The organism is Variovorax sp. GW823-FHT02B07 (assembly GCF_058797695.1).
Window position 1 is genome coordinate 44,134 of record NZ_JBXAJX010000001.1, and the last position, 17,455, is coordinate 61,588.

Consider the following 17,455-nt stretch of genomic DNA (forward strand, 5'->3'; position numbering starts at 1 on the left):
AGAACGCGCGAGCTGAAGCAGAGGGCGCCGGCATCGGCGCCCTCGAAGGAAGGAAAGTTCAAGGGGAGGTCTCCTGTGCGCCACTTCTGTGTCGAGTGGACTGGCGCGACTATCGGACGGCAGGGCGCCCGGGAGGAAATACCGTTTGCTGATGCGACCCCATCGCTATTTCTGATGGTCGGGCGCAAGGCCGCGTGCCGCGTGATGGCCGAGGCAATGGCCGTGGCAACATTGATGCGCCAGATTCATATATCTATCCGATAAATCCATTTCCCTTTTCAATGCCCCGCGTGTCCAATCCTGCGGCCACGTCGGACAAGGCGCGCTCCCGACACACCACCTCGGACACAATGAATTCCATGAAACGAACCACCCGCGCCGCGCTTGCCGCGGCTGCGCTGGTGCTGGCCGCGGTGCCCGCACTGGCCCAGAACTACCCGAACCGGCCCATCCGCCTGATCGTGCCGTTCCCGGCGGCCGGCGCCACCGACCTCTTCGCCCGCACGCTGGGCCAGAAGATGGGCGAGAAGCTCGGCGCCACGCTGGTGGTCGACAACAAGCCCGGCGCGGGCGGTGCGATCGGTTCCGATCTCGCGGCCAAGGCGCCGCCCGACGGCTACACGCTGCTGCTCGCGACCACGAGCACGCACGCCATCGGCCCGGCCATCACGCCCAAGCTGCCCTACGACACGGTGCGCGACTTCACGCCCATCGCCCACGTGGGCGACGCGCCGAGCATCATGCTGGTGCCGGTCAACACGCCCGCCAAGACGGTGCGCGAATGGATCGACAACGCGAAGAAGAACCCCGGCAAGCTCAACTACGCATCGAGCGGCAACGGCACCATCGTGCAGCTCACGGCGGAGCTGTTCAAGGCGCAGGCCGGCGTGTTCGTCACGCACATTCCCTACCGCGGCACGGCGCTGGCGGTGCCCGACCTCATCAGCGGCAAGGTCGACGTGCTGTTCGACTCGCTGCCCACCGGCATGCCGCACGTGCGCGACGGCCGCCTGCGCGCGCTGGGCGTGACCTCGCTCAAGCGCAGTCCGCTCGCCCCCGAGCTGCCGCCCATCGCCGACACGCTGCCCGGCTTCGAGTCGACCACCTGGTTCGGCTTCTACGGCCCGAAGGGGCTGCCGGCCGACATCGTGGCGCGCGTGAACAAGGCCGCCAACGAGGCGCTGGCCGATCCGGAGCTGAAGGACAAGCTCGCCCGCCTGGGCATCGAGCCGGCGAACGCGGGCACGCCCGAGCAATTCGCAAAGATGGTGGCCGTTGATGCCGCCAAGTGGAAAAAGATCGTCGTCGATCGCAAGATCACGAATGACTAACGAGAGCACGCCGACATGAACTTCGACTTCAACAACCCCTACCTCTCGACCCGCCTCCCGGTGTTTGCACGCAACGTGGTCGCGACCTCGCACCCGCTGGCCGCGCAAGCAGGCCTGCGCATTCTTCAGCAGGGCGGCAACGCGGTCGATGCGGCCATTGCCACGGCCGCGGTGATGACGCTGGTCGAGCCCGTGAGCAACGGCCTGGGCAGCGACGCCTTCTGCATCCTGTGGGACGGCAAGGAACTGCACGGCCTGAACGCCTCGGGCCCTGCGCCGAAGGCCTGGACGCCCGAGTACTTCAAGGCCAAGTACGGCGCCGATGCCGCCACGCCGCCGATGCGCGGCATCGACTCGGTGACGGTGCCGGGCGCGGTGCGCGGCTGGGTTGCGATGAGCGAGCGTTTCGGCAAGCTGCCGTTCGCCGACCTGATGGCGCCGGCCATCGACATCGCCGAGCGCGGCTACCTCGTGCCGCCGGTGGTGCAGGGCAAGTGGGCGGCGGCCACGCCGATCCTGCAATCGCAGCCCGGCTTCGCGCAGGCCTTCCTGCCCTGGGGCCGCGCGCCCGAGGTCGGCGAGCTGTTCCGCTTCACCGCGGCGGCCCGCGCGCTCAAGGCCATCGCCCGCACCAAGGGCGAGGCCTACTACAACGGCGAGATCGCCGAGGCCATCGCCAAGTTCTCGCAAGAACAGGGCGGCGCGCTCACCGTGGCCGACATGGCGGCCTACCAGCCCGAGTGGGTGAAGCCGATTTCGCGCGACTACCGCGGCCACACGCTGCACGAGATCCCGCCGAACGGCCAGGGCATCGCGGCGCTGATCGCGCTGGGCATCCTCGAGAAGTTCGACATCGCCTCGCTGCCGGTCGACTCGGTGCAGTCGCAGCACCTGCAGATCGAAGCCATGAAGCTGGCCTTCGCCGACGTGTACCGCTACGTGTCGGAGCCATCGTCGATGACGGTGACCCCCGCGCAAATGCTCGATGACGCCTACCTGGCTTCGCGTGCGAGACTCATCGACGTGAACAAGGCGCAGGACTTCAAGGCCGGCAACCCGGTCAAGGGCGGCACCATCTACCTCACGGCCGCGGACGAGAGCGGCATGATGGTGAGCTTCATCCAGAGCAACTACATGGGCTTCGGCTCGGGCTGCGTGGAACCTGAATTCGGCATCAGCCTGCAGAACCGCGGCCACGGCTTCAGCCTCAAGGCCGAGAGCCCGAACGTGGTGGCACCGGGCAAGCGCCCGTTCCACACCATCATCCCGGCCTTCCTCACCAAGGACGGCCAGCCGGTGATGAGCTTCGGCGTGATGGGCGGCAACATGCAGCCGCAGGGCCACATGCAGACGCTGGTGCGCATGCTCGACTACGGCCAGAACCCGCAGGCCGCCTGCGATGCGCCGCGCTGGCGCTTCAACGCGGGGCTCGAGATCAACGTCGAGGCTGCGATGAATGCCAATACGTTGCAAGGGCTGCGCGACCTGGGCCACCACCTCGAGGTGATCAACGACTCCTACCAGGACTTCGGCGCCGGCCAGTTCATCTGGCGTGCGGGCGAGCCTTCGGTGGAAGGCTACGTGGCCGCGAGCGATCCGCGCCGCGACGGCCTCGCTGCAGGCTATTGAGGATCAAGGGATGATCGGGGGATGAACAAGACAGCCGCATCGGTCGGCATTCCCCCGCACGGACACGAGGCCGCCCGCAAGGGCTACGCCACTGGCCTCGTCCTGGCCACGCTGGGCGCCATCGCGTTCAGCGGCAAGGCCATCATCGTCAAGCTGGCGTACCGCTACGGCGTCGACGCCATCACGCTCATCATGCTGCGCATGCTCTTCGCGCTGCCGCTGTTCGCGCTGATGGTGTGGTGGGCCGGGCGCGGCAAGCCTGCGCTCACGACGCGCGACTGGCTCGGCATCCTCGGGCTCGGCTTCTCGGGCTACTACCTCGCGAGCTTTCTCGACTTTGCCGGGCTGGCCTACATCTCGGCCAGCTTCGAGCGGCTGATTCTTTACCTCAACCCCACGCTGGTGCTGTTCTTCGGCTGGCTGCTGTACCGGCGCCGCCCGACGCGCCCGCAGGTGTTCGGCATGGTCGTGAGCTATGCCGGCGTGCTGCTGGTGTTCGGCCACGAGCTGTGGACCGGGGGCGGCGGCAAGGGCGGCGGCGCGGCCGCATGGGGCGCGTTCCTCGTGTTCCTGAGCGCGGTGAGCTATGCGGGCTACCTCGTGTACAGCGGGGAGTTCGTCAAGCGCCTCGGGTCGCTGCGGCTCGTGGGGCTGGCGACCACCGTGGCCTGCGTGCTGTGCATCCTGCAGTTCGTGCTCACGCGACCGATGAGTGCGGCGATGGCGGTCGCGCCCGAGGTGATCTGGCTGTCGGTGCTCAACGCCACGCTCTGCACCGCGGTGCCTGTCCTCATGGTGATGATGGCCATCGAGCGCATCGGCCCCGCCATTGCGGCACAAACCGGCATGATCGGGCCCCTGTCGACCATCCTCATGGGGGTGGTCATACTGGGTGAGCCGTTCACCGCGTGGATCGCGGCCGGCACGGTGCTCGTCATCGCGGGCATCTTCGTTTTCACACGCAAGGGGCGGTAGCCCCTGCAGCATCGATCGATCGATCGACGGGAGCAAACACATGGATCTGGGCATTGCAGGCAGGACCGCACTCGTGTGCGGCGCGAGCAAGGGGTTGGGCTACGGCTGCGCCGAGGCGCTGGTGCGCGAAGGCGTCAACGTGGTGATCGTGGCGCGTGGCGCCGAGGCGCTCGACGCCGCTGCGAAGCAGCTGGTGGCGGTGGCCGGCCCGTCGGGGCCCTTCGTCAAGCACGTGGCAGCCGACATCACCACCGAAGCCGGCCGCGCGGCCGTGTTCGCGCTGGGCCACGACTTCGACATCGTCGTCACCAACGCCGGCGGCCCGCCGCCCGGCGACTTCCGCAACTGGGACCGCGAGGCGTGGATCAAGGCGGTCGACGCCAACATGCTCACGCCCATCGAGCTCATCAAGGCCACGGTGGACGGCATGGCCAAGCGCGGCTTCGGTCGCATCGTCAACATCACGTCGAGCTCGGTGAAGTCGCCGATCGACATCCTGGGGTTGTCGAACGGCGCGCGCAGCGGCCTCACGGGCTTCGTGGCCGGTGTGGCACGCACGTCGGTGGCGGCGCAGGGCGTGACCATCAACAACCTGCTGCCGGGCTCCTTCGAGACCGACCGCCTCAAGGGCACGATGGCCGGTGCGGCGCAGAAGTCGGGCCAGGACTTCGACACCGTGTGGGAAGCGCGCAAGAAGAACATTCCGGCCAAGCGCTTCGGCAATCCGGCCGAGTTCGGCGCGATCTGCGCGTTCCTGTGCAGCATGCAGGCCGGCTACATGACCGGGCAGAACGTCTTGGCCGACGGCGGCGCCTACCCCGGCACTTACTGACCGACGCAGCGGCGCGCGTTCAGCGCCGCGACGACACCACGATCCCGCCCACGATCAGCACGAAGGCGGCGCCGTGGTACCAGTACGGCGCCTCGCCCAGGAAGGCCGCCGACAGCACGGCCGCGAACAGCGGCGTGAGGTTCATGAAGATGCTCGCCGCCTGCGGCCCCGCGCGTTGCACGCCGGTGCCCCAGCAGCGGTAGGCCAAAACGGCCGGGCCGATGCCGATGAACAGCATCGCGCTCACGAGCGGCCAGCCCAGGTCGAGGTGGGCGGGCGTGAAGGTCCATTCGCCGGCGGCCAGCGCACCCGACCACGCCACGCCGAACACCAGCTGCGCCATGAGGAAGGCGGCCCAGTCGCTGCGCACATTGACGGGCTCGTGCGTGCGCGCCAGCAGCCAGCTGTAGAAGGCCCAGGCGATGGTGCCCGCGATCATGTACAGGTCGCCCGGCACCAGCCGCAGCGCCAGCAGCTGCTGCCACTCGCCGCGGCTCAGCACCAGCAGCACGCCGAGCATCGACAGCAGCGCGCCGCCCAGCGCGCGCCGGCTGACGCGCGCGCCGAAGCACAGCGTGCCCACGGTCAGCATCCACAGCGGCAGGCTGGAGCCCACCAGCGTGACGTTGATCGGCGTGGAGGTCTGCAGCGCCAGGTATTGAAAAGCGTTGTACAGGCCGATGCCCAGCAGGCCCAGCAGCGCATAACGCCGCCAGTGCGCCCACAGCGGGCTGTCGCGGCGCAGCACCCAGGCCGCCAGCGGCAGCAGCAGCACGAACGCGATCACCCAGCGCACGAAGTTCAGCGTCAGCGGCGACACCAGCGCGCGCACCAGCCGGCCGACCACCGCATTGCCGGCCCACAGCAGGGGCGGCACGGTGAGGAGCAGGGCGGTGAGGGGCGTGAGGCGGTGGTGCGATGCGGAAGACATGGCCGCCGACTCTACCGGGCCGGCACGGAGACCGTGCCGCGTCGAGAAAAAGGCAAACGTGGCACGATGCCCGTCCCATTCTTTTTTCCCTGCGTGGAGACAGCAACGATGTTGAGCAAAGCCGTCCGTATCGACCGCCACGGCGGTCCCGAGGAACTGAAGGTCGTCGAGGTCGAGGTGGGCGAGCCCGGCCCCGGCGAGATCCGCATCCGCCACAAGGCCGTGGGCCTGAACTTCATCGACACCTACCAGCGCACCGGCCTGTACCCGTTCCAGATGCCGCTGCAACTGGGCATGGAAGCCGCGGGCATCGTCGAGGCGGTGGGCGAGGGCGTGACGCACCTGAAGGTGGGCGACCGCGCCGCCTACGCGAGCCAGCCGCCCGGCGCGTATTGCGAGCTGCGCGTGATGCCCGCCAAGTGCGTGTGCAAGCTGCCCGACGACATCTCCTTCGAGACCGGCGCGGCCATGATGCTCAAGGGCCTCACGGCCCAGTACCTGCTGAAGAAGACGCTGCCCGCCGAAGGCCTGCAGCCTGGCGACTTCGTGCTGTTCCATGCGGCGGCCGGCGGCGTCGGCCTCATCGCCTGCCAGTGGGCCAAGGCGCTCGGCCTGCAGCTCATCGGCACGGCCGGCAGCGACGCCAAGTGCCAGCTCGCGCTGGCGCACGGCGCGGCGCACGCCATCAACTACAGCACCGAGAACTTCGCGGCGCGCGTGAAGGAGATCACCGGCGGCCAGGGCGTGAAGGTGGTGTATGACTCGGTGGGCAAGGACACCTTCGAAGGCTCCGTCGACAGCCTGCGCCCCTTCGGCCTGCTGGCGATCTTCGGCAACGGCTCGGGCCCGGTGCCGCCGGTCAACCTCGGCCTGCTGGCCTCGAAGGGCTCGCTCTACGTGACGCGCCCGACGCTGTTCACGCACATCGCCACGCGCGAGCGCACGCAGGCCATGGCCGACGACCTGTTCGCCGTGGTGCAAAGCGGCGCGGTGAAGATCCCGATCGACCAGCGCTACGCCCTGGCCGACGTGCAGCAGGCGCACCGCGACCTCGAGGCGCGCAAGACCACGGGCTGCACCATCCTCACACTCTGAGTCCGGGCGGGTGGCCGGCGGGTGATGTCCTACGCGCGGTGGGGTGTCACACCTTCGACTTGTGGCGGGCGCAATTTGTAGCCTGCATTTGTCCCTTTGCAGAGCCCGTCATGACCACCGTCCGCGCTTTCATCGTCGAAGACAACCCCGCCCAGCGCGCCAGCCTGGCGGGCACGCTGCGCGAGATGGCGCGCATCGATCCGGTCGGCCAGGCCGAATCGGAGGCCGAGGGCACGCGCTGGCTCACGCGCAACCCGGCGCTGTGGGACCTGGCCATCGTCGACCTGTTCCTGGGCGACGGCACCGGCTACAGCGTGCTCGAGGCCTGCCGCAACCGCGACCCGAGGCAGAAGATGGTGGTGCTGAGCAACCACGCCACGCCCGAGACGCGCCGCAAGTGCGCGCAGCTCGGCGCCGACGCGGTGTTCGACAAGGCCACCGAGGTGGAGGAGCTGATCGACTTCTGCGTGCGCCAGCGGCAGGAGCGCTTCTTCAGCGCGCCTTCGTCGGCGGGGCCGCGGGCGCCTCACTGAGCGCCGCCGTCTCGCGCACCATGCGCCAGACCCGCTGCGCCAGCGGCGACAGCTCGCGGTTGCGGCGCCGGATCAGCATGATCGCGCGCTGCACGTTCGGCACCAGCGGGCGCACCACCAGCCGGGCCAGCCCTTCGGGCGGCAGCGACAGCCCCGGCATCACGCTGATGCCGATGCCGGCCTCGACCATGCGGAACACGGTGGTCGCATGGCCCAGCTGCTGCTTCACGTCGCAGCGCGCGCCGTGCCGCTCCAGCGCCTGGTCGATGAGGCGCCGGCTGCCCGAGGCGTGATCGAGCAGCACCAGCGGCTGGCCGTCGAGCGCCGACCAGTTCACCGAGGCCTTCTTTTCCGTCAGCCGGTGGCCGGGCAGCGTGACCACCATGAAGGGGTCGGCGAGGATCGACTCGCAGTGCAGGTCGTCGGCCTCGGAGGGCTCGATCACCACGCCGAAGTCGACCTCGCCGCTGCGCACGCTGTCCAGCACGTCCTGCTGGATGCGGTCGAGCAGCAGGAACTGGATGCCCGGCGCCTGCACCGCGCAGGCCGCGATGCAGTCGGGCATGAGGTTGGCCGAAAGCGTGGGGCTGCTGGCCACGCGCACCTTGCCGCCGCGCGCGCTGGCCAGGCCGGCCACGTCCTGCAGGGTCTGGTCGAGTTCGTCGAGCACGCGGTCGAGCCGGGCCGCGAACGAGTGGCCGGCTTCGGTCAGCACCACCTCGCGCGTGGTGCGGTCCAGCAGCTTGAGGCCGAGCTGGGCCTCGAGCTCCGAGATCGACCGGCTCACCGCCGGCTGGCTCAGGCCCACCTGGTCGCCGGCACGGCTGAAGTTGCGGCCCTCGGCCACCGAGCGGAAGACGCGGAGTTGGCGCAGCGTGACGTTCATGCGCTCAAATCATATATCCATCCGATAAATCCATTTCTCTTTTGAATGGCCGGAAGGTCCAATGCGGGGCATGGCACGTTCACGCTTCCTCCCCGACAACTTCACGCTCACGCTCGTCGCGGTCGTCACCCTGGCCAGCCTGCTGCCCGCCAGCGGCCGCGTGGCCCATTTCTTCGAGGGCCTGACCACGGTCGCGATCGGGCTGCTGTTCTTCCTGCACGGCGCCAAGCTGTCGCGCGAGGCGATCCTCGCGGGCATCACGCATTGGCGGCTGCACCTGCTGGTGTTCGCCTGCACCTTCATCCTGTTCCCGGTGCTGGGGCTCGCGCTGCGGCCTGTGCTGGGGCCGCTGGTGACGCCGCAGCTGTACACGGGCGTGCTGTTCCTGTGCGTGCTGCCCGCCACGGTGCAGTCGGCGATTGCGTTCACGGCGATGGCGCGCGGCAACATGCCGGCCGCCATCTGCAGTGCTTCGGCTTCGACGCTGCTGGGCGTGTTCATCACGCCGGTGCTGGTGAGCCTGGTGGTGCTGCCCGAGGGCGGCGCCGTGGCGTCGTCTTCGTCGCTTGATGCGATCGGTCGCATCCTGCTGCAGCTGCTGGTGCCGTTCGTCATCGGCCACCTGTCGCGCCCGTTGATCGGCAAGTGGATCCAGAAGCGCGCCGCGGTGCTGAAGTTCGTGGACCAGGGCTCGATCCTGCTGGTGGTCTACACGGCCTTCAGTGCGGCGGTGATCGAAGGGCTCTGGAAGCAGATTCCCGTGAGCGCGCTGCTGGGCCTGCTGCTGGTGTGCGGCGTGCTGCTGGCGCTGGCGCTGGGCCTGACGACCTTCATGGCGCGGCGCTTCGGCTTCAGCGTCGAGGACGAGATCACCATCGTCTTCTGCGGCTCCAAGAAGAGCCTGGCGAGCGGGATTCCGATGGCCAAGGTGCTGTTCGCCTCGCACGCCGTCGGCGCGATCGTGCTGCCGCTGATGCTGTTCCACCAGATGCAGCTCATGGTGTGCGCGGTGCTGGCGCAGCGCTATGCGCGGCGCGCGGCGACGTCCCCGGCGCCTGCGCTGCGTACGGCCGAGTAGCCTGCCCGGTGCAGGGCGTTCACGCACCTGTCGGCGCGTGAACGCAAAACAACACCTCTGAGGGGAGGGCTGGCGTCCACCAGATTCCTCCAATTTTGAACAGGACCATCCGGTCAGCGGCTCGATGAAGAGCAGCTGAAAACCCCGGAGAAACCTGAATGAAGAAATCCCTCACGGCACTCGCCGCGCTGGCCGTCACCGGCCTGGCCTCTGCCCAATCGTCGGTCACCCTGTTCGGCGTCGTCGATGCCGGCGTGAGCTACCAGAGCGCCACCTCGCGCAACCCCGTCACGGGCACCACCAGCAAGCAGAGCCAATGGAGCCTGGCCAACTCTGGCTACAACTCCAGCCGCATCGGCTTTCGCGGCACGGAAGACCTGGGCGGCGGGCTCGCCGCCAGCTTCTGGCTCGAGGCGCCGATCAGCAACGACGACGGCGCGAACGGCATCGCCAACTTCAACCGCCGCTCCACCGTCAGCCTGTCGGGCGGCTTCGGCGAAGTGCGGCTGGGCCGCGACTACACGGCCACGTTCTGGAACGACACGGTGTTCGACCCGTTCGGCACCAACGGCTCGGGCTCGAGCGTGATCAACACGGTGAGCGGCAGCACCGCGCTGGGCAACACGAACTACGTGCGCGCCAGCAACATGGTCGGCTACTTCCTGCCGCCCAACCTCGGCGGCTTCTACGGCCAGCTGCAGTACAGCCTGAACGAGAACACGAAGACCAGTGCGACCGACACCACGGCCGCCACCAGCAGCAGCGCCGGGCGCTATGTGGGCGGGCGTTTCGGCTATGCGAACGGTCCGCTGGACATCGCGCTGGCGGTGGGCCAGAACGTGGCGGTCGACACCACCACGCTCACGCGCAAGGTGCAAACCATCAACCTCGGTGCGTCGTACGACTTCGGCCCGGTCAAGCTGTTCGGCGAGCTGTCGAACGTGAAGAACAAGTTCGACCTCGCGGCACTGGGCAACAGCCACGACAGCTACAACGGCTACCTGATCGGCGCGAGCATGCCGGTGGGCGCGGGCCTGATCCGCGCGTCGTACTCGACCGTGCGCTACAACGAAGGCGCGGTCGGCGTCACGGGCGACGACCCGCGCGCGAACAAGCTCGCGATCGGCTACGTGCACAACCTGTCCAAGCGCACCGCGCTGTACGCCACCGTGGCGCGCGTGAGCAACCGCAACGACGCGAACTACACGGGCAGCCTCACGGCCGCCAGCACCACGGGCTACGGCAGCACGGGCGTGGGCTACACGGGCCTGCCGCGTTCGTCGACGGGCTACGACTTCGGCATTCGCCACGCGTTCTGATCGGCCTACCTTCGCGTGCGTCGGCGCTGCCGGCGCACGCGAACGGCCCCTGCCGTCGAACACGCAACGCATCGATTCACATGATCCGGATTCATCACCTCGCAGGCGTGCTGGCAGCACTCGGCCTGTCGGGCTGCATCGTGCTGCCGCCTCCTCTTTTTCCGCCCGGGCCACCGCCGGGGTTTCGCGCCGAAGGGCCGCCGCCCCCGCCACGCTGCGAGGCCCCGAGCGGCTGCGCGCGGCCGGCCTTTCCCGAAATGCGCTGAGGGCTGTCGACGATGTACGGCAGTTCACTCGGCCTGGTCATTGCCACGCTCATCGGCCTCGGCCTGGCCGGCGTGCTCGCGTTGATGGGCGCGCTGTTCGTCGCCAACGCCCGCGCGGCCGTGCACGCCCGTGGCCTCGCGCAGCGGGCCCGCACCGAGCTGCACCAGCACCTGGCGGACAGCCGCGTGCAGGATCTGCGGCCTTTGCTCGGCGCCGAGCCCGGCGATGCAACATCGCTGCACCTCGCTGTGGATCTGCCCGCGGAAGCGGTGCCGGTCTTCGGCATTCCGTCGGAGCTGCGCGAGCTGCTGGCCAAGGTGGCCGCGCATGCCGCGCGCGTGATGGCGGCGGGCGCGACGCTGCAGGTGCGCGCGCGCATCGAAGGCACGCAGGCCGTCGTTCACTGGCGCGACCTCGACGCAGACAGCGAACGCCCACCGCTGGCGCGCTTCTTCGACGCGCTCGACGCCGCCTCGCTGGCCAGCGCGCGCATCTGCGAGCGCATCGCGGGGCGCCACGGCGGGCGCATCTATTCGGCGCCGGACGACGGCGGCGTGCTCGGGCTGACGCTGCGCCTGCCGCTCTATGCGCCAGTGACCACCGGATCAGTCGACTGAGGTGCGCGTCGGCCCCGATGCGGCCGATACGCCCGAAAGCTCAAGGGCTTCGAGCGCCTCGTACTCCACCGCCAGGAAGTCCACCAGCTTGCGCACCGACGGCAGCAGGCCGCGGCGCGAGGGGAACACCGCATGCACGATGCCGCTGCGCGGCGCCCATTGCGGCAGCGCGTCGACCAGGCGGCCGGCCTGCAGGTCGTCGCGCACCATCATCGTCGGCATCTTGGCCACGCCCACGCCTTGCAGGGCGGCATGCCGCAGCGCGGCCATGTCGTCGGTCACCAGCCGGGGCTGGTGGCGCACCTCGGCGCTCGCACCGTCGGGGCCTTCGAGCGACCAGGTGTGGTGCGGCTGGGCCGGGCCGAGGTCCAGGCTGGGCAGCAGGCCGATGTCGGCGGGGCTGGCCGGCGCCGTCAGGCCTTCGAGCAGGCGCGGGTGGGCCACCAGCCGCTGCGTGCTGTGGCCCAGCACCTTCATCACCAGGTCGGTGTCTTCGAGCGGGGGAAAGCGCACGCGCAGCGCGAGGTCGAAGCCTTCGCGGATCACGTCGACGCGGCGGTTGGTGCTCTCCAGCTGCACGGTCACGCGCGGGCACTCGGTCATGAAGCGGGCGAGCATCTCGGCCACCTGGTAGTACACCAGCGCCGGCGGGCACGACAGCCGCACCAGCCCCTGCGGCTGGGCCTGCAGGCGGTCGATGGCCTCCTGCGCGGCGTCGGCCTCGACCAGCATGGCCACGCAATGCTCGTAGTACTGGCGGCCGATGTCGGTGACGCTGAAGCGGCGCGTGGAACGCTGGATCAGGCGCACACCCAGCCGCTCCTCGAGCAGCGCGATGCGCCGGCTCAGGCTCGACTTGGGCACGCTGAGCGCGCGGCCGGCCGGGGCAAAACCGCCGTGGTCGACCACCTGGGCGTAGTAGTAAAGGTCGTTCAGGTCGCGCATGGCTTGGGGGGCCCTCCGTGCCGTTGATCGTTCGCCAGATGGAACGATGAGGGCGAATTCTGGCATCTACTCAAAGCATCGTTGCGGCCCCATCCTTGATCCATGGCTTTCCCGTTCCGGGCGAGCCGCCAGATGGAAAGGAACACAGACCATGAAGAAGATCCTCGGCACCTACAGCGCACCGCGCCCGCACTGGGTGGGCGACGGTTTTCCCGTGCGCTCGCTGTTCAGCTACGACACGCTGGGGCGCCACGCCAGCCCCTTCTTGCTGCTTGACTACGCCGGTCCGGCCCGGTTCACGCCGACCGCTCAGCCGCGCGGCGTGGGCCAGCACCCGCACCGCGGCTTCGAGACCGTGACCATCGTCTACAAGGGCGAGGTGTCGCACCGCGACTCGACCGGGCAGGGCGGCACCATCGGCCCCGGCGACGTGCAATGGATGACCGCCGGCGCAGGCATCCTGCACGAGGAGTTCCATTCCGAAGCGTTCACGCGCGACGGCGGCGAGCTCGAGATGGTGCAGCTGTGGGTCAACCTGCCCGCCAGGGACAAGATGGCCACGCCCGGCTACCAGGCCATCGTGGATGCGCAGATTCCGTCGGTGCCGCTGCCCGAAGGCGCGGGCAGCGTGCGCGTGATCGCGGGCGACTACCTCGGCCACAAGGGGCCGGCCCGCACCTTCACGCCCATCGACGTGTGGGACCTGCGCCTGAACCAGGGCGCGCAGGTGACGCTGCCGGTGCCCGAAGGCCACACGGCCGCGGTGGTGGTGCTGCGCGGCACGGTGCAGGTGAACGGCGAGACGGTCGTGCGCGACGCGCAGATGGTGTTGCTCGATCGCGCGGGCGATGCGCTCACGCTGGACGCCAACAATGACGCGGTGGTGCTGCTGCTCAGCGGCGAGCCGATCGACGAGCCCATCGTCGGCCACGGCCCGTTCGTGATGAACACGCGCGACGAGATCGTGCAGGCGATGAAGGACTTCGGCAGCGGGAAGTTCGGGCAGATGCCGGAGGCTGTGGCGCACTGAGCGCGACACCGCGTTCGCCGCCGCCCTGATTGAAGAATCAGGCGGCGGTGAGCATGCCTCGGGCCTCGATGAAGGCGACAACCTCGGCGACGCCCGTGAGCGTCTTGAGGTTGGTCATCACGTAGGGGCGCTGGCGGCGCATGCGCTGGGTGTCCTGTTCCATCACGTCGAGGTTGGCGCCCACGTAGGGCGCGAGGTCGGTCTTGTTGATGACGAACAGGTCGCTCTTGGTGATGCCGGGGCCGCCCTTGCGCGGGATCTTCTCGCCGGCCGCCACGTCGATCACGTAGATGGTGAGGTCCGACAGCTCGGGGCTGAAGGTGGCGGCGAGGTTGTCGCCGCCCGATTCGACGAACACGATGTCGGCGTCGGGAAAGTCTTCGAGCATGCGGTCGATGGCCTCGAGGTTGATCGAGGCGTCCTCGCGGATCGCGGTGTGCGGGCAGCCGCCGGTTTCCACGCCCATGATGCGCTCGGCCGGCAGCGCGCCGGCCACGGTGAGCAGGCGCTGGTCTTCCTTGGTGTAGATGTCGTTGGTGATGGCGACCAGGTCGTACTTGTCGCGCATCGCCTTGCAGAGCATTTCGAGCAGGGTGGTCTTGCCCGAGCCGACGGGGCCGCCGATGCCCACGCGCAGCGGCGGGAGCTTCTTGGTGCGGTTCGGGATGTGGTGCAGGGCGGAGGTCATGGGCGAAAAGGTCCGGTTCGGTCAGCTTCGGAAGAGGCGGGAATATTGTGTTTCATGGCGGGCCGACAACACCGCCAGCAGGGGCGCGAAGGCCTGGCGCTCGTCGTCGCTCAGTTGCATTGCGCGGTCGACGGCCGCGGGGATTTCGTTCGCGAGCCGCGCCAGGATGCGCTGGCCCGCGCTCTGGCCCAGCGGCACGGCCTTGACGGCGGCGGCCACCATGTTCTCGGCCCAGCCGAAGGCGAAGGCCAGGCAGCCGTCCTGCACGGTGGCTTCGGTGCGGCTGGCGGCGAACGCGAAGGCCACGGGGTAGGTCGCGGGCAGGCCGGCGAAGACTTCGGCGGTGTCGGCATGGTGCAGCTTGAGCCACTCGACGAAGGAGCGGCCCATCTGCTCGGTCTGCAGGAAGAACTCGGCGGATTCGCGGGTGTGCAGCACCCAGTCGTTGAGGGTGCGGATGCGCTGCGCGTCGTTCGCCCGCCAGGCGGTGATCGCCTGGGCGGCCAGGGCGAGGTCGCCGCGCGCGAAGCTCAGGTGCAGCTGGTCGGAGAGCCACTCGGTGGCACTGGCTTCAGAATGGATGCCGGCCCATTCGACCGCGGCCTCGACGCCTTCGGAGTACGAGAAGCCGCCGACCGGCAGGGCGGGGGAGGCTAGCCAGATGAGCTGTAGGAGGCTGTGGGGGTTTGACATTCTTCAGCGCGGTGGTTCAGGGCGCGTGCGCAGGCCACCGGGTACTTCCCTCCGCGAATGTCCCCCGGGGCTTCGCCCCTCCTCCTTGATTTCGCTGCGGGAAGCACCCGGTGTCCTGCGCACGGGAAGGGCGGTGGGTCATTTCAGTGTGAGTGGCCGTGATCGTCGTCGAGCAGCTCGGGGGCGAGCACGAGGGGCTTCGGGCCGCTGCTGTGCGAGTGCCCGTGGTCGTGACTGTGGTCATGGTCATGGCTGTGGCCGCCATGCGAATGCCCTTGCGCGCCATACGCGCCGCCTTCGGGCTCGAAGGCTTCTTCGACGGCGACGACGATCAGGTGCATCGAACGCAGCATGTCGGCCAGCACGTGGTCGGGTTCGATCTTCAGGTGGTCGGGCTTGAGCTCGATCGGCACATGCCGGTTGCCCAGGTGGTAGGCCGCGCGCGTCAGGTCGAAGGGCGTGCCGTGGGCGGTGCAGTGCGTGATGCGCAGCACGGGCTGCGGCGCCGCGATCACGCGCACCAGCGAGCCGTCTTCCGCCACCAGCACGTCGCCACCGCGCACCGCGGTGCCGCGCGGCAGGAAGATGCCGATCTGCCGGCCCTGCGAGTCGGTGGCGTCGAAACGGCTTTTCTGGCGCACGTCCCAGTCGAGTTCGATGGTGGCGGCACGCTTGAGCAGCACGGGCGCGAGACCGCGGCCCTGGGGCATGAGTTTGTTGGCGGTGAGCATGGCGGGTTGCGACTCCAGATGAGGCGGAATAATATAACGCTTGTTATAACTTTTGCTCGTGGGAGTCCGCCATGTCCGCACTCAAACTGACCCAGATCGGCAACTCGGTCGGCGTCATCCTGCCCAAGGAGGTGCTGGCCAGCATGAAGGTCGGCAAGGGCGACACGGTCTACCTCACGCAGGCCGCGGGTGGCGGCTTCACGCTCACGCCGTACGACGACGCTTTCGAACGCCAGATGGAGGCGGCGCGGCGCGTCATGAAGAAGCGGCGCAACGTGCTGCGCGAACTGGCGAAATGAGCGCGGCCAACCAGGCCTGGGTCTGGCTCAGTCTGCAGTTGATCCATGCGGTGCATGAAGAGCAGCTGGCCGAGCATGGCGGGCCGGCGGGCGTGCGCGACGAGGGCCTTCTGGCCTCGGCCATGGGCCGGCCACAGAACCGCGCGCTGTACGAGTCGCCCGATGCCGCCACGCTGGCCGCCGCCTACGCCTTCGGCATCGCGCGCAACCACCCCTTCACCGACGGCAACAAGCGAACCGCTTTCGTCGCGATGGAAGTGTTCCTCGACCTCAACGGTTTCGAGTTGGTGGCGTCCGACCATGACTGCGTGCTCATCACGCTGAAGCTCGCCGAAGGCGGGCTGGACGAAGACGCACTCGCCCAGTGGATTCGCGAGCACCTGGCGCCACGCAACGACTGAAGCGGCGCGCGCGGCGCGGGTGAATGAAAACGCAGGCATGGGCACGGTGCAACAAAGGTTCCTCTTCCCGTAGCAAGTACCGGGCCCCGTGCGGGGCTTGCCTGCGCGCCCCATCCGCCCCAGCATCCGCGTCATGAACAGCCTGGCCTACCTGACGACCGACGTCGCGACCCCGCTGCGTTTCGACTACTGGCACGACGTCGTGTGCCGTCACTGCATTCCCGCGGCCAGCCGTGCGATGACGGCCGAGCCGTTCGAAGGGCGGCTCGACGTGCGCGAGGTGGGCGCGGTCAGCGTCAACCGCATGTCGGCGCCGATGCATCACTGGTCGCGCGACGCGCCCCACCTGCGCCGGCACCCGCTGGACGACCTGTGGCTGGCGTTCGTGCAGGAGGGCGAGGGCACCTTGGTGCAAGGCGGGCGGCAGGGGCGGCTGCGCAGCGGCGACATGCTGCTCTACGACGCCGGCCGGCCCTTCGAATGCACGCTGGACGCGCGCTCGGTCTACCTGGCGCGCATGCCGCGCCGGCTGCTGCTGCGGCGTTTCGCGAAGGCCGAGGACTTCACCGCCCGCACCATCGCCGCGGACCGCCCCGGCGCGGCGCCGCTGCACGCGATGCTGCGGGAGACGGCGAACCCGGCCTTTGCGCAGCCGCATTCCGCCGCCGCCGAACGCTTCGGCGGCGCGCTCATCGACCTGCTGGCCGTGACGCTCGAGCTGCAGCAGGACATGGCTGGCGACGCCGGCGCCGAACGCGGCCTGCATGCGCGCATGACGGCCTACATCGAACGCCACCTGGACGATCCGGCGCTCTCGCTCGACACGTTGGCGCAGGCGCACCACGTCTCGGCGCGCACGGTGGCCCGTGCGTTCGCGCGCCAGGGCGCCACGGCGATGGGCGCGGTCTGGCAGGCGCGCCTTGCGGCCAGCCGCGAGGCGCTGGTGGGTGGGCGCGCGCACAGCGTGACCGACGTCGCGTTCCAGCACGGGTTCTCCGACCTCTCGCATTTCAGCCGGGTCTTCCGCAAGGCCTACGGCTGCGCGCCGCACACGCTGCTGAAGCCGCGCTGAGCGCCGCGCGCGGGGTGTCCGCCCCAGCACAAGTGCATGTCCGAAAGAGACCAGCGCGGGCCGCCGCGCGCCGATAAGGTTCGCCCGGGGTGGCAGTTTCGCC

The 17,455-nt window shown here is 69.1% G+C and carries 19 protein-coding genes; 13 read left to right on the forward strand and 6 right to left on the reverse strand.

Annotated elements, in window-relative coordinates; translation table 11 throughout:
• Window positions 1-359: 359 nt before the first annotated feature.
• Genes AC1RGU_RS00230 through AC1RGU_RS00245 form a run of 4 tightly spaced genes read left to right on the forward strand, consistent with a single transcriptional unit; the run spans window position 360 to window position 4,767 of the window.
• The gene (locus AC1RGU_RS00230; protein ID WP_062479418.1) at window positions 360-1,331 is read left to right on the forward strand and encodes a tripartite tricarboxylate transporter substrate binding protein; all 972 of its coding nucleotides are present in this window, start codon (window positions 360-362) and stop codon (window positions 1,329-1,331) included.
• Between the two features lie 15 nt (window positions 1,332-1,346).
• A complete protein-coding gene (locus tag AC1RGU_RS00235; protein WP_159274989.1) occupies window positions 1,347-2,960 on the forward strand; it encodes a gamma-glutamyltransferase family protein in 1,614 nt (537 codons plus the stop codon).
• A 21-nt stretch (window positions 2,961-2,981) separates the two neighbouring features.
• Window positions 2,982-3,935 (forward strand): DMT family transporter, encoded by a 954-nt coding sequence (locus AC1RGU_RS00240; RefSeq protein ID WP_492693998.1) that lies wholly within the window; start codon window positions 2,982-2,984, stop codon window positions 3,933-3,935.
• A 40-nt stretch (window positions 3,936-3,975) separates the two neighbouring features.
• Window positions 3,976-4,767 (forward strand): SDR family oxidoreductase, encoded by a 792-nt coding sequence (locus AC1RGU_RS00245; protein WP_062479426.1) that lies wholly within the window; start codon window positions 3,976-3,978, stop codon window positions 4,765-4,767.
• Window positions 4,768-4,786: 19 nt separating this feature from the next.
• Here the strand turns inward: AC1RGU_RS00245 and AC1RGU_RS00250 are convergent, their stop codons facing one another.
• Window positions 4,787-5,698: a DMT family transporter gene (locus AC1RGU_RS00250; protein WP_492694000.1), complete on the reverse strand. Its 912-nt coding sequence runs from the start codon at window positions 5,696-5,698 to the stop codon at window positions 4,787-4,789.
• 108 nt (window positions 5,699-5,806) lie between these two features.
• On the opposite strand from AC1RGU_RS00250, the gene AC1RGU_RS00255 reads away from it, so the two are divergent.
• Window positions 5,807-6,793: a quinone oxidoreductase family protein gene (locus tag AC1RGU_RS00255; RefSeq protein WP_492694002.1), complete on the forward strand. Its 987-nt coding sequence runs from the start codon at window positions 5,807-5,809 to the stop codon at window positions 6,791-6,793.
• A gap of 110 nt (window positions 6,794-6,903) precedes the next feature.
• The gene (locus tag AC1RGU_RS00260; RefSeq protein ID WP_492694004.1) at window positions 6,904-7,326 is read left to right on the forward strand and encodes a response regulator; all 423 of its coding nucleotides are present in this window, start codon (window positions 6,904-6,906) and stop codon (window positions 7,324-7,326) included.
• Here AC1RGU_RS00260 and AC1RGU_RS00265 read toward each other — a convergent pair.
• Window positions 7,286-8,212 (reverse strand): LysR family transcriptional regulator, encoded by a 927-nt coding sequence (locus tag AC1RGU_RS00265; RefSeq protein WP_095949393.1) that lies wholly within the window; start codon window positions 8,210-8,212, stop codon window positions 7,286-7,288. The genes AC1RGU_RS00260 and AC1RGU_RS00265 overlap by 41 nt on opposite strands.
• A 70-nt stretch (window positions 8,213-8,282) precedes the next feature.
• Here AC1RGU_RS00265 and AC1RGU_RS00270 point away from each other — a divergent pair, with 70 nt between their 5' ends.
• The 3 genes from AC1RGU_RS00270 (at window position 8,283) to AC1RGU_RS00280 (ending at window position 11,493) form a co-directional block, all read left to right on the forward strand.
• The gene (locus AC1RGU_RS00270) at window positions 8,283-9,290 is read left to right on the forward strand and encodes a bile acid:sodium symporter family protein (RefSeq protein ID WP_390346206.1); all 1,008 of its coding nucleotides are present in this window, start codon (window positions 8,283-8,285) and stop codon (window positions 9,288-9,290) included.
• A gap of 158 nt (window positions 9,291-9,448) precedes the next feature.
• Window positions 9,449-10,609 (forward strand): porin, encoded by a 1,161-nt coding sequence (locus tag AC1RGU_RS00275; protein ID WP_492694006.1) that lies wholly within the window; start codon window positions 9,449-9,451, stop codon window positions 10,607-10,609.
• Window positions 10,610-10,887: 278 nt separating this feature from the next.
• Window positions 10,888-11,493 carry an ATP-binding protein gene (locus tag AC1RGU_RS00280; RefSeq protein WP_492694008.1) on the forward strand — a complete coding sequence of 202 codons (606 nt, stop codon included), beginning with the start codon at window positions 10,888-10,890 and terminating at the stop codon, window positions 11,491-11,493.
• Here the strand turns inward: AC1RGU_RS00280 and AC1RGU_RS00285 are convergent.
• Window positions 11,482-12,438 (reverse strand): LysR family transcriptional regulator, encoded by a 957-nt coding sequence (locus AC1RGU_RS00285; protein ID WP_159278200.1) that lies wholly within the window; start codon window positions 12,436-12,438, stop codon window positions 11,482-11,484. The genes AC1RGU_RS00280 and AC1RGU_RS00285 overlap by 12 nt on opposite strands.
• A gap of 151 nt (window positions 12,439-12,589) precedes the next feature.
• On the opposite strand from AC1RGU_RS00285, the gene AC1RGU_RS00290 reads away from it, so the two are divergent.
• The gene (locus AC1RGU_RS00290; protein ID WP_492694010.1) at window positions 12,590-13,468 is read left to right on the forward strand and encodes a pirin family protein; all 879 of its coding nucleotides are present in this window, start codon (window positions 12,590-12,592) and stop codon (window positions 13,466-13,468) included.
• Between the two features lie 37 nt (window positions 13,469-13,505).
• On the opposite strand, the gene ureG is transcribed toward AC1RGU_RS00290, so the two are convergent.
• The 3 genes from ureG to ureE form a co-directional block, all read right to left on the reverse strand.
• The gene (ureG, locus tag AC1RGU_RS00295) at window positions 13,506-14,156 is read right to left on the reverse strand and encodes an urease accessory protein UreG (protein WP_369644510.1); all 651 of its coding nucleotides are present in this window, start codon (window positions 14,154-14,156) and stop codon (window positions 13,506-13,508) included.
• Between the two features lie 21 nt (window positions 14,157-14,177).
• Window positions 14,178-14,849: an urease accessory protein UreF gene (locus AC1RGU_RS00300; RefSeq protein ID WP_492694011.1), complete on the reverse strand. Its 672-nt coding sequence runs from the start codon at window positions 14,847-14,849 to the stop codon at window positions 14,178-14,180.
• 143 nt (window positions 14,850-14,992) lie between these two features.
• On the reverse strand, window positions 14,993-15,580 hold the full coding sequence (ureE, locus tag AC1RGU_RS00305; protein ID WP_369631650.1) for an urease accessory protein UreE: 588 nt from the start codon (window positions 15,578-15,580) through the stop codon (window positions 14,993-14,995).
• Window positions 15,581-15,651: 71 nt separating this feature from the next.
• On the opposite strand from ureE, the gene AC1RGU_RS00310 reads away from it, so the two are divergent.
• From AC1RGU_RS00310 to AC1RGU_RS00320, 3 genes are all read left to right on the forward strand, one after another.
• Window positions 15,652-15,879, forward strand: a complete 228-nt coding sequence (locus tag AC1RGU_RS00310) for an AbrB/MazE/SpoVT family DNA-binding domain-containing protein (protein WP_095743901.1) — start codon at window positions 15,652-15,654, stop codon at window positions 15,877-15,879.
• Window positions 15,876-16,280, forward strand: a complete 405-nt coding sequence (locus AC1RGU_RS00315; protein WP_095743902.1) for a type II toxin-antitoxin system death-on-curing family toxin — start codon at window positions 15,876-15,878, stop codon at window positions 16,278-16,280. Before AC1RGU_RS00310 ends, AC1RGU_RS00315 begins: the two co-directional genes overlap by 4 nt.
• Before the next feature lie 133 nt (window positions 16,281-16,413).
• Complete coding sequence (locus AC1RGU_RS00320) at window positions 16,414-17,352, forward strand: AraC-like ligand-binding domain-containing protein (protein ID WP_492694012.1); 939 nt, start codon at window positions 16,414-16,416, stop codon at window positions 17,350-17,352.
• Window positions 17,353-17,455: the final 103 nt, after the last annotated feature.

Bases quoted from the DNA above. Each gene is read 5' to 3' on its own strand.
- AC1RGU_RS00250 (WP_492694000.1), bottom strand. From the start codon at position 5,698: ATGTCTTCCGCATCGCACCACCGCCTCACGCCCCTCACCGCCCTGCTC.
- AC1RGU_RS00290 (WP_492694010.1), top strand. From the start codon at position 12,590: ATGAAGAAGATCCTCGGCACCTACAGCGCACCGCGCCCGCACTGGGTG.
- AC1RGU_RS00270 (WP_390346206.1), top strand. From the start codon at position 8,283: ATGGCACGTTCACGCTTCCTCCCCGACAACTTCACGCTCACGCTCGTC.
- AC1RGU_RS00265 (WP_095949393.1), bottom strand. From the start codon at position 8,212: ATGAACGTCACGCTGCGCCAACTCCGCGTCTTCCGCTCGGTGGCCGAG.
- AC1RGU_RS00240 (WP_492693998.1), top strand. From the start codon at position 2,982: ATGAACAAGACAGCCGCATCGGTCGGCATTCCCCCGCACGGACACGAG.
- AC1RGU_RS00235 (WP_159274989.1), top strand. From the start codon at position 1,347: ATGAACTTCGACTTCAACAACCCCTACCTCTCGACCCGCCTCCCGGTG.
- AC1RGU_RS00280 (WP_492694008.1), top strand. From the start codon at position 10,888: ATGTACGGCAGTTCACTCGGCCTGGTCATTGCCACGCTCATCGGCCTC.
- AC1RGU_RS00300 (WP_492694011.1), bottom strand. From the start codon at position 14,849: ATGTCAAACCCCCACAGCCTCCTACAGCTCATCTGGCTAGCCTCCCCC.
- AC1RGU_RS00245 (WP_062479426.1), top strand. From the start codon at position 3,976: ATGGATCTGGGCATTGCAGGCAGGACCGCACTCGTGTGCGGCGCGAGC.
- AC1RGU_RS00310 (WP_095743901.1), top strand. From the start codon at position 15,652: ATGTCCGCACTCAAACTGACCCAGATCGGCAACTCGGTCGGCGTCATC.
- AC1RGU_RS00285 (WP_159278200.1), bottom strand. From the start codon at position 12,438: ATGCGCGACCTGAACGACCTTTACTACTACGCCCAGGTGGTCGACCAC.
- AC1RGU_RS00275 (WP_492694006.1), top strand. From the start codon at position 9,449: ATGAAGAAATCCCTCACGGCACTCGCCGCGCTGGCCGTCACCGGCCTG.
- AC1RGU_RS00260 (WP_492694004.1), top strand. From the start codon at position 6,904: ATGACCACCGTCCGCGCTTTCATCGTCGAAGACAACCCCGCCCAGCGC.
- AC1RGU_RS00230 (WP_062479418.1), top strand. From the start codon at position 360: ATGAAACGAACCACCCGCGCCGCGCTTGCCGCGGCTGCGCTGGTGCTG.
- AC1RGU_RS00320 (WP_492694012.1), top strand. From the start codon at position 16,414: ATGAACAGCCTGGCCTACCTGACGACCGACGTCGCGACCCCGCTGCGT.
- AC1RGU_RS00315 (WP_095743902.1), top strand. From the start codon at position 15,876: ATGAGCGCGGCCAACCAGGCCTGGGTCTGGCTCAGTCTGCAGTTGATC.
- AC1RGU_RS00255 (WP_492694002.1), top strand. From the start codon at position 5,807: ATGTTGAGCAAAGCCGTCCGTATCGACCGCCACGGCGGTCCCGAGGAA.
- ureE (WP_369631650.1), bottom strand. From the start codon at position 15,580: ATGCTCACCGCCAACAAACTCATGCCCCAGGGCCGCGGTCTCGCGCCC.
- ureG (WP_369644510.1), bottom strand. From the start codon at position 14,156: ATGACCTCCGCCCTGCACCACATCCCGAACCGCACCAAGAAGCTCCCG.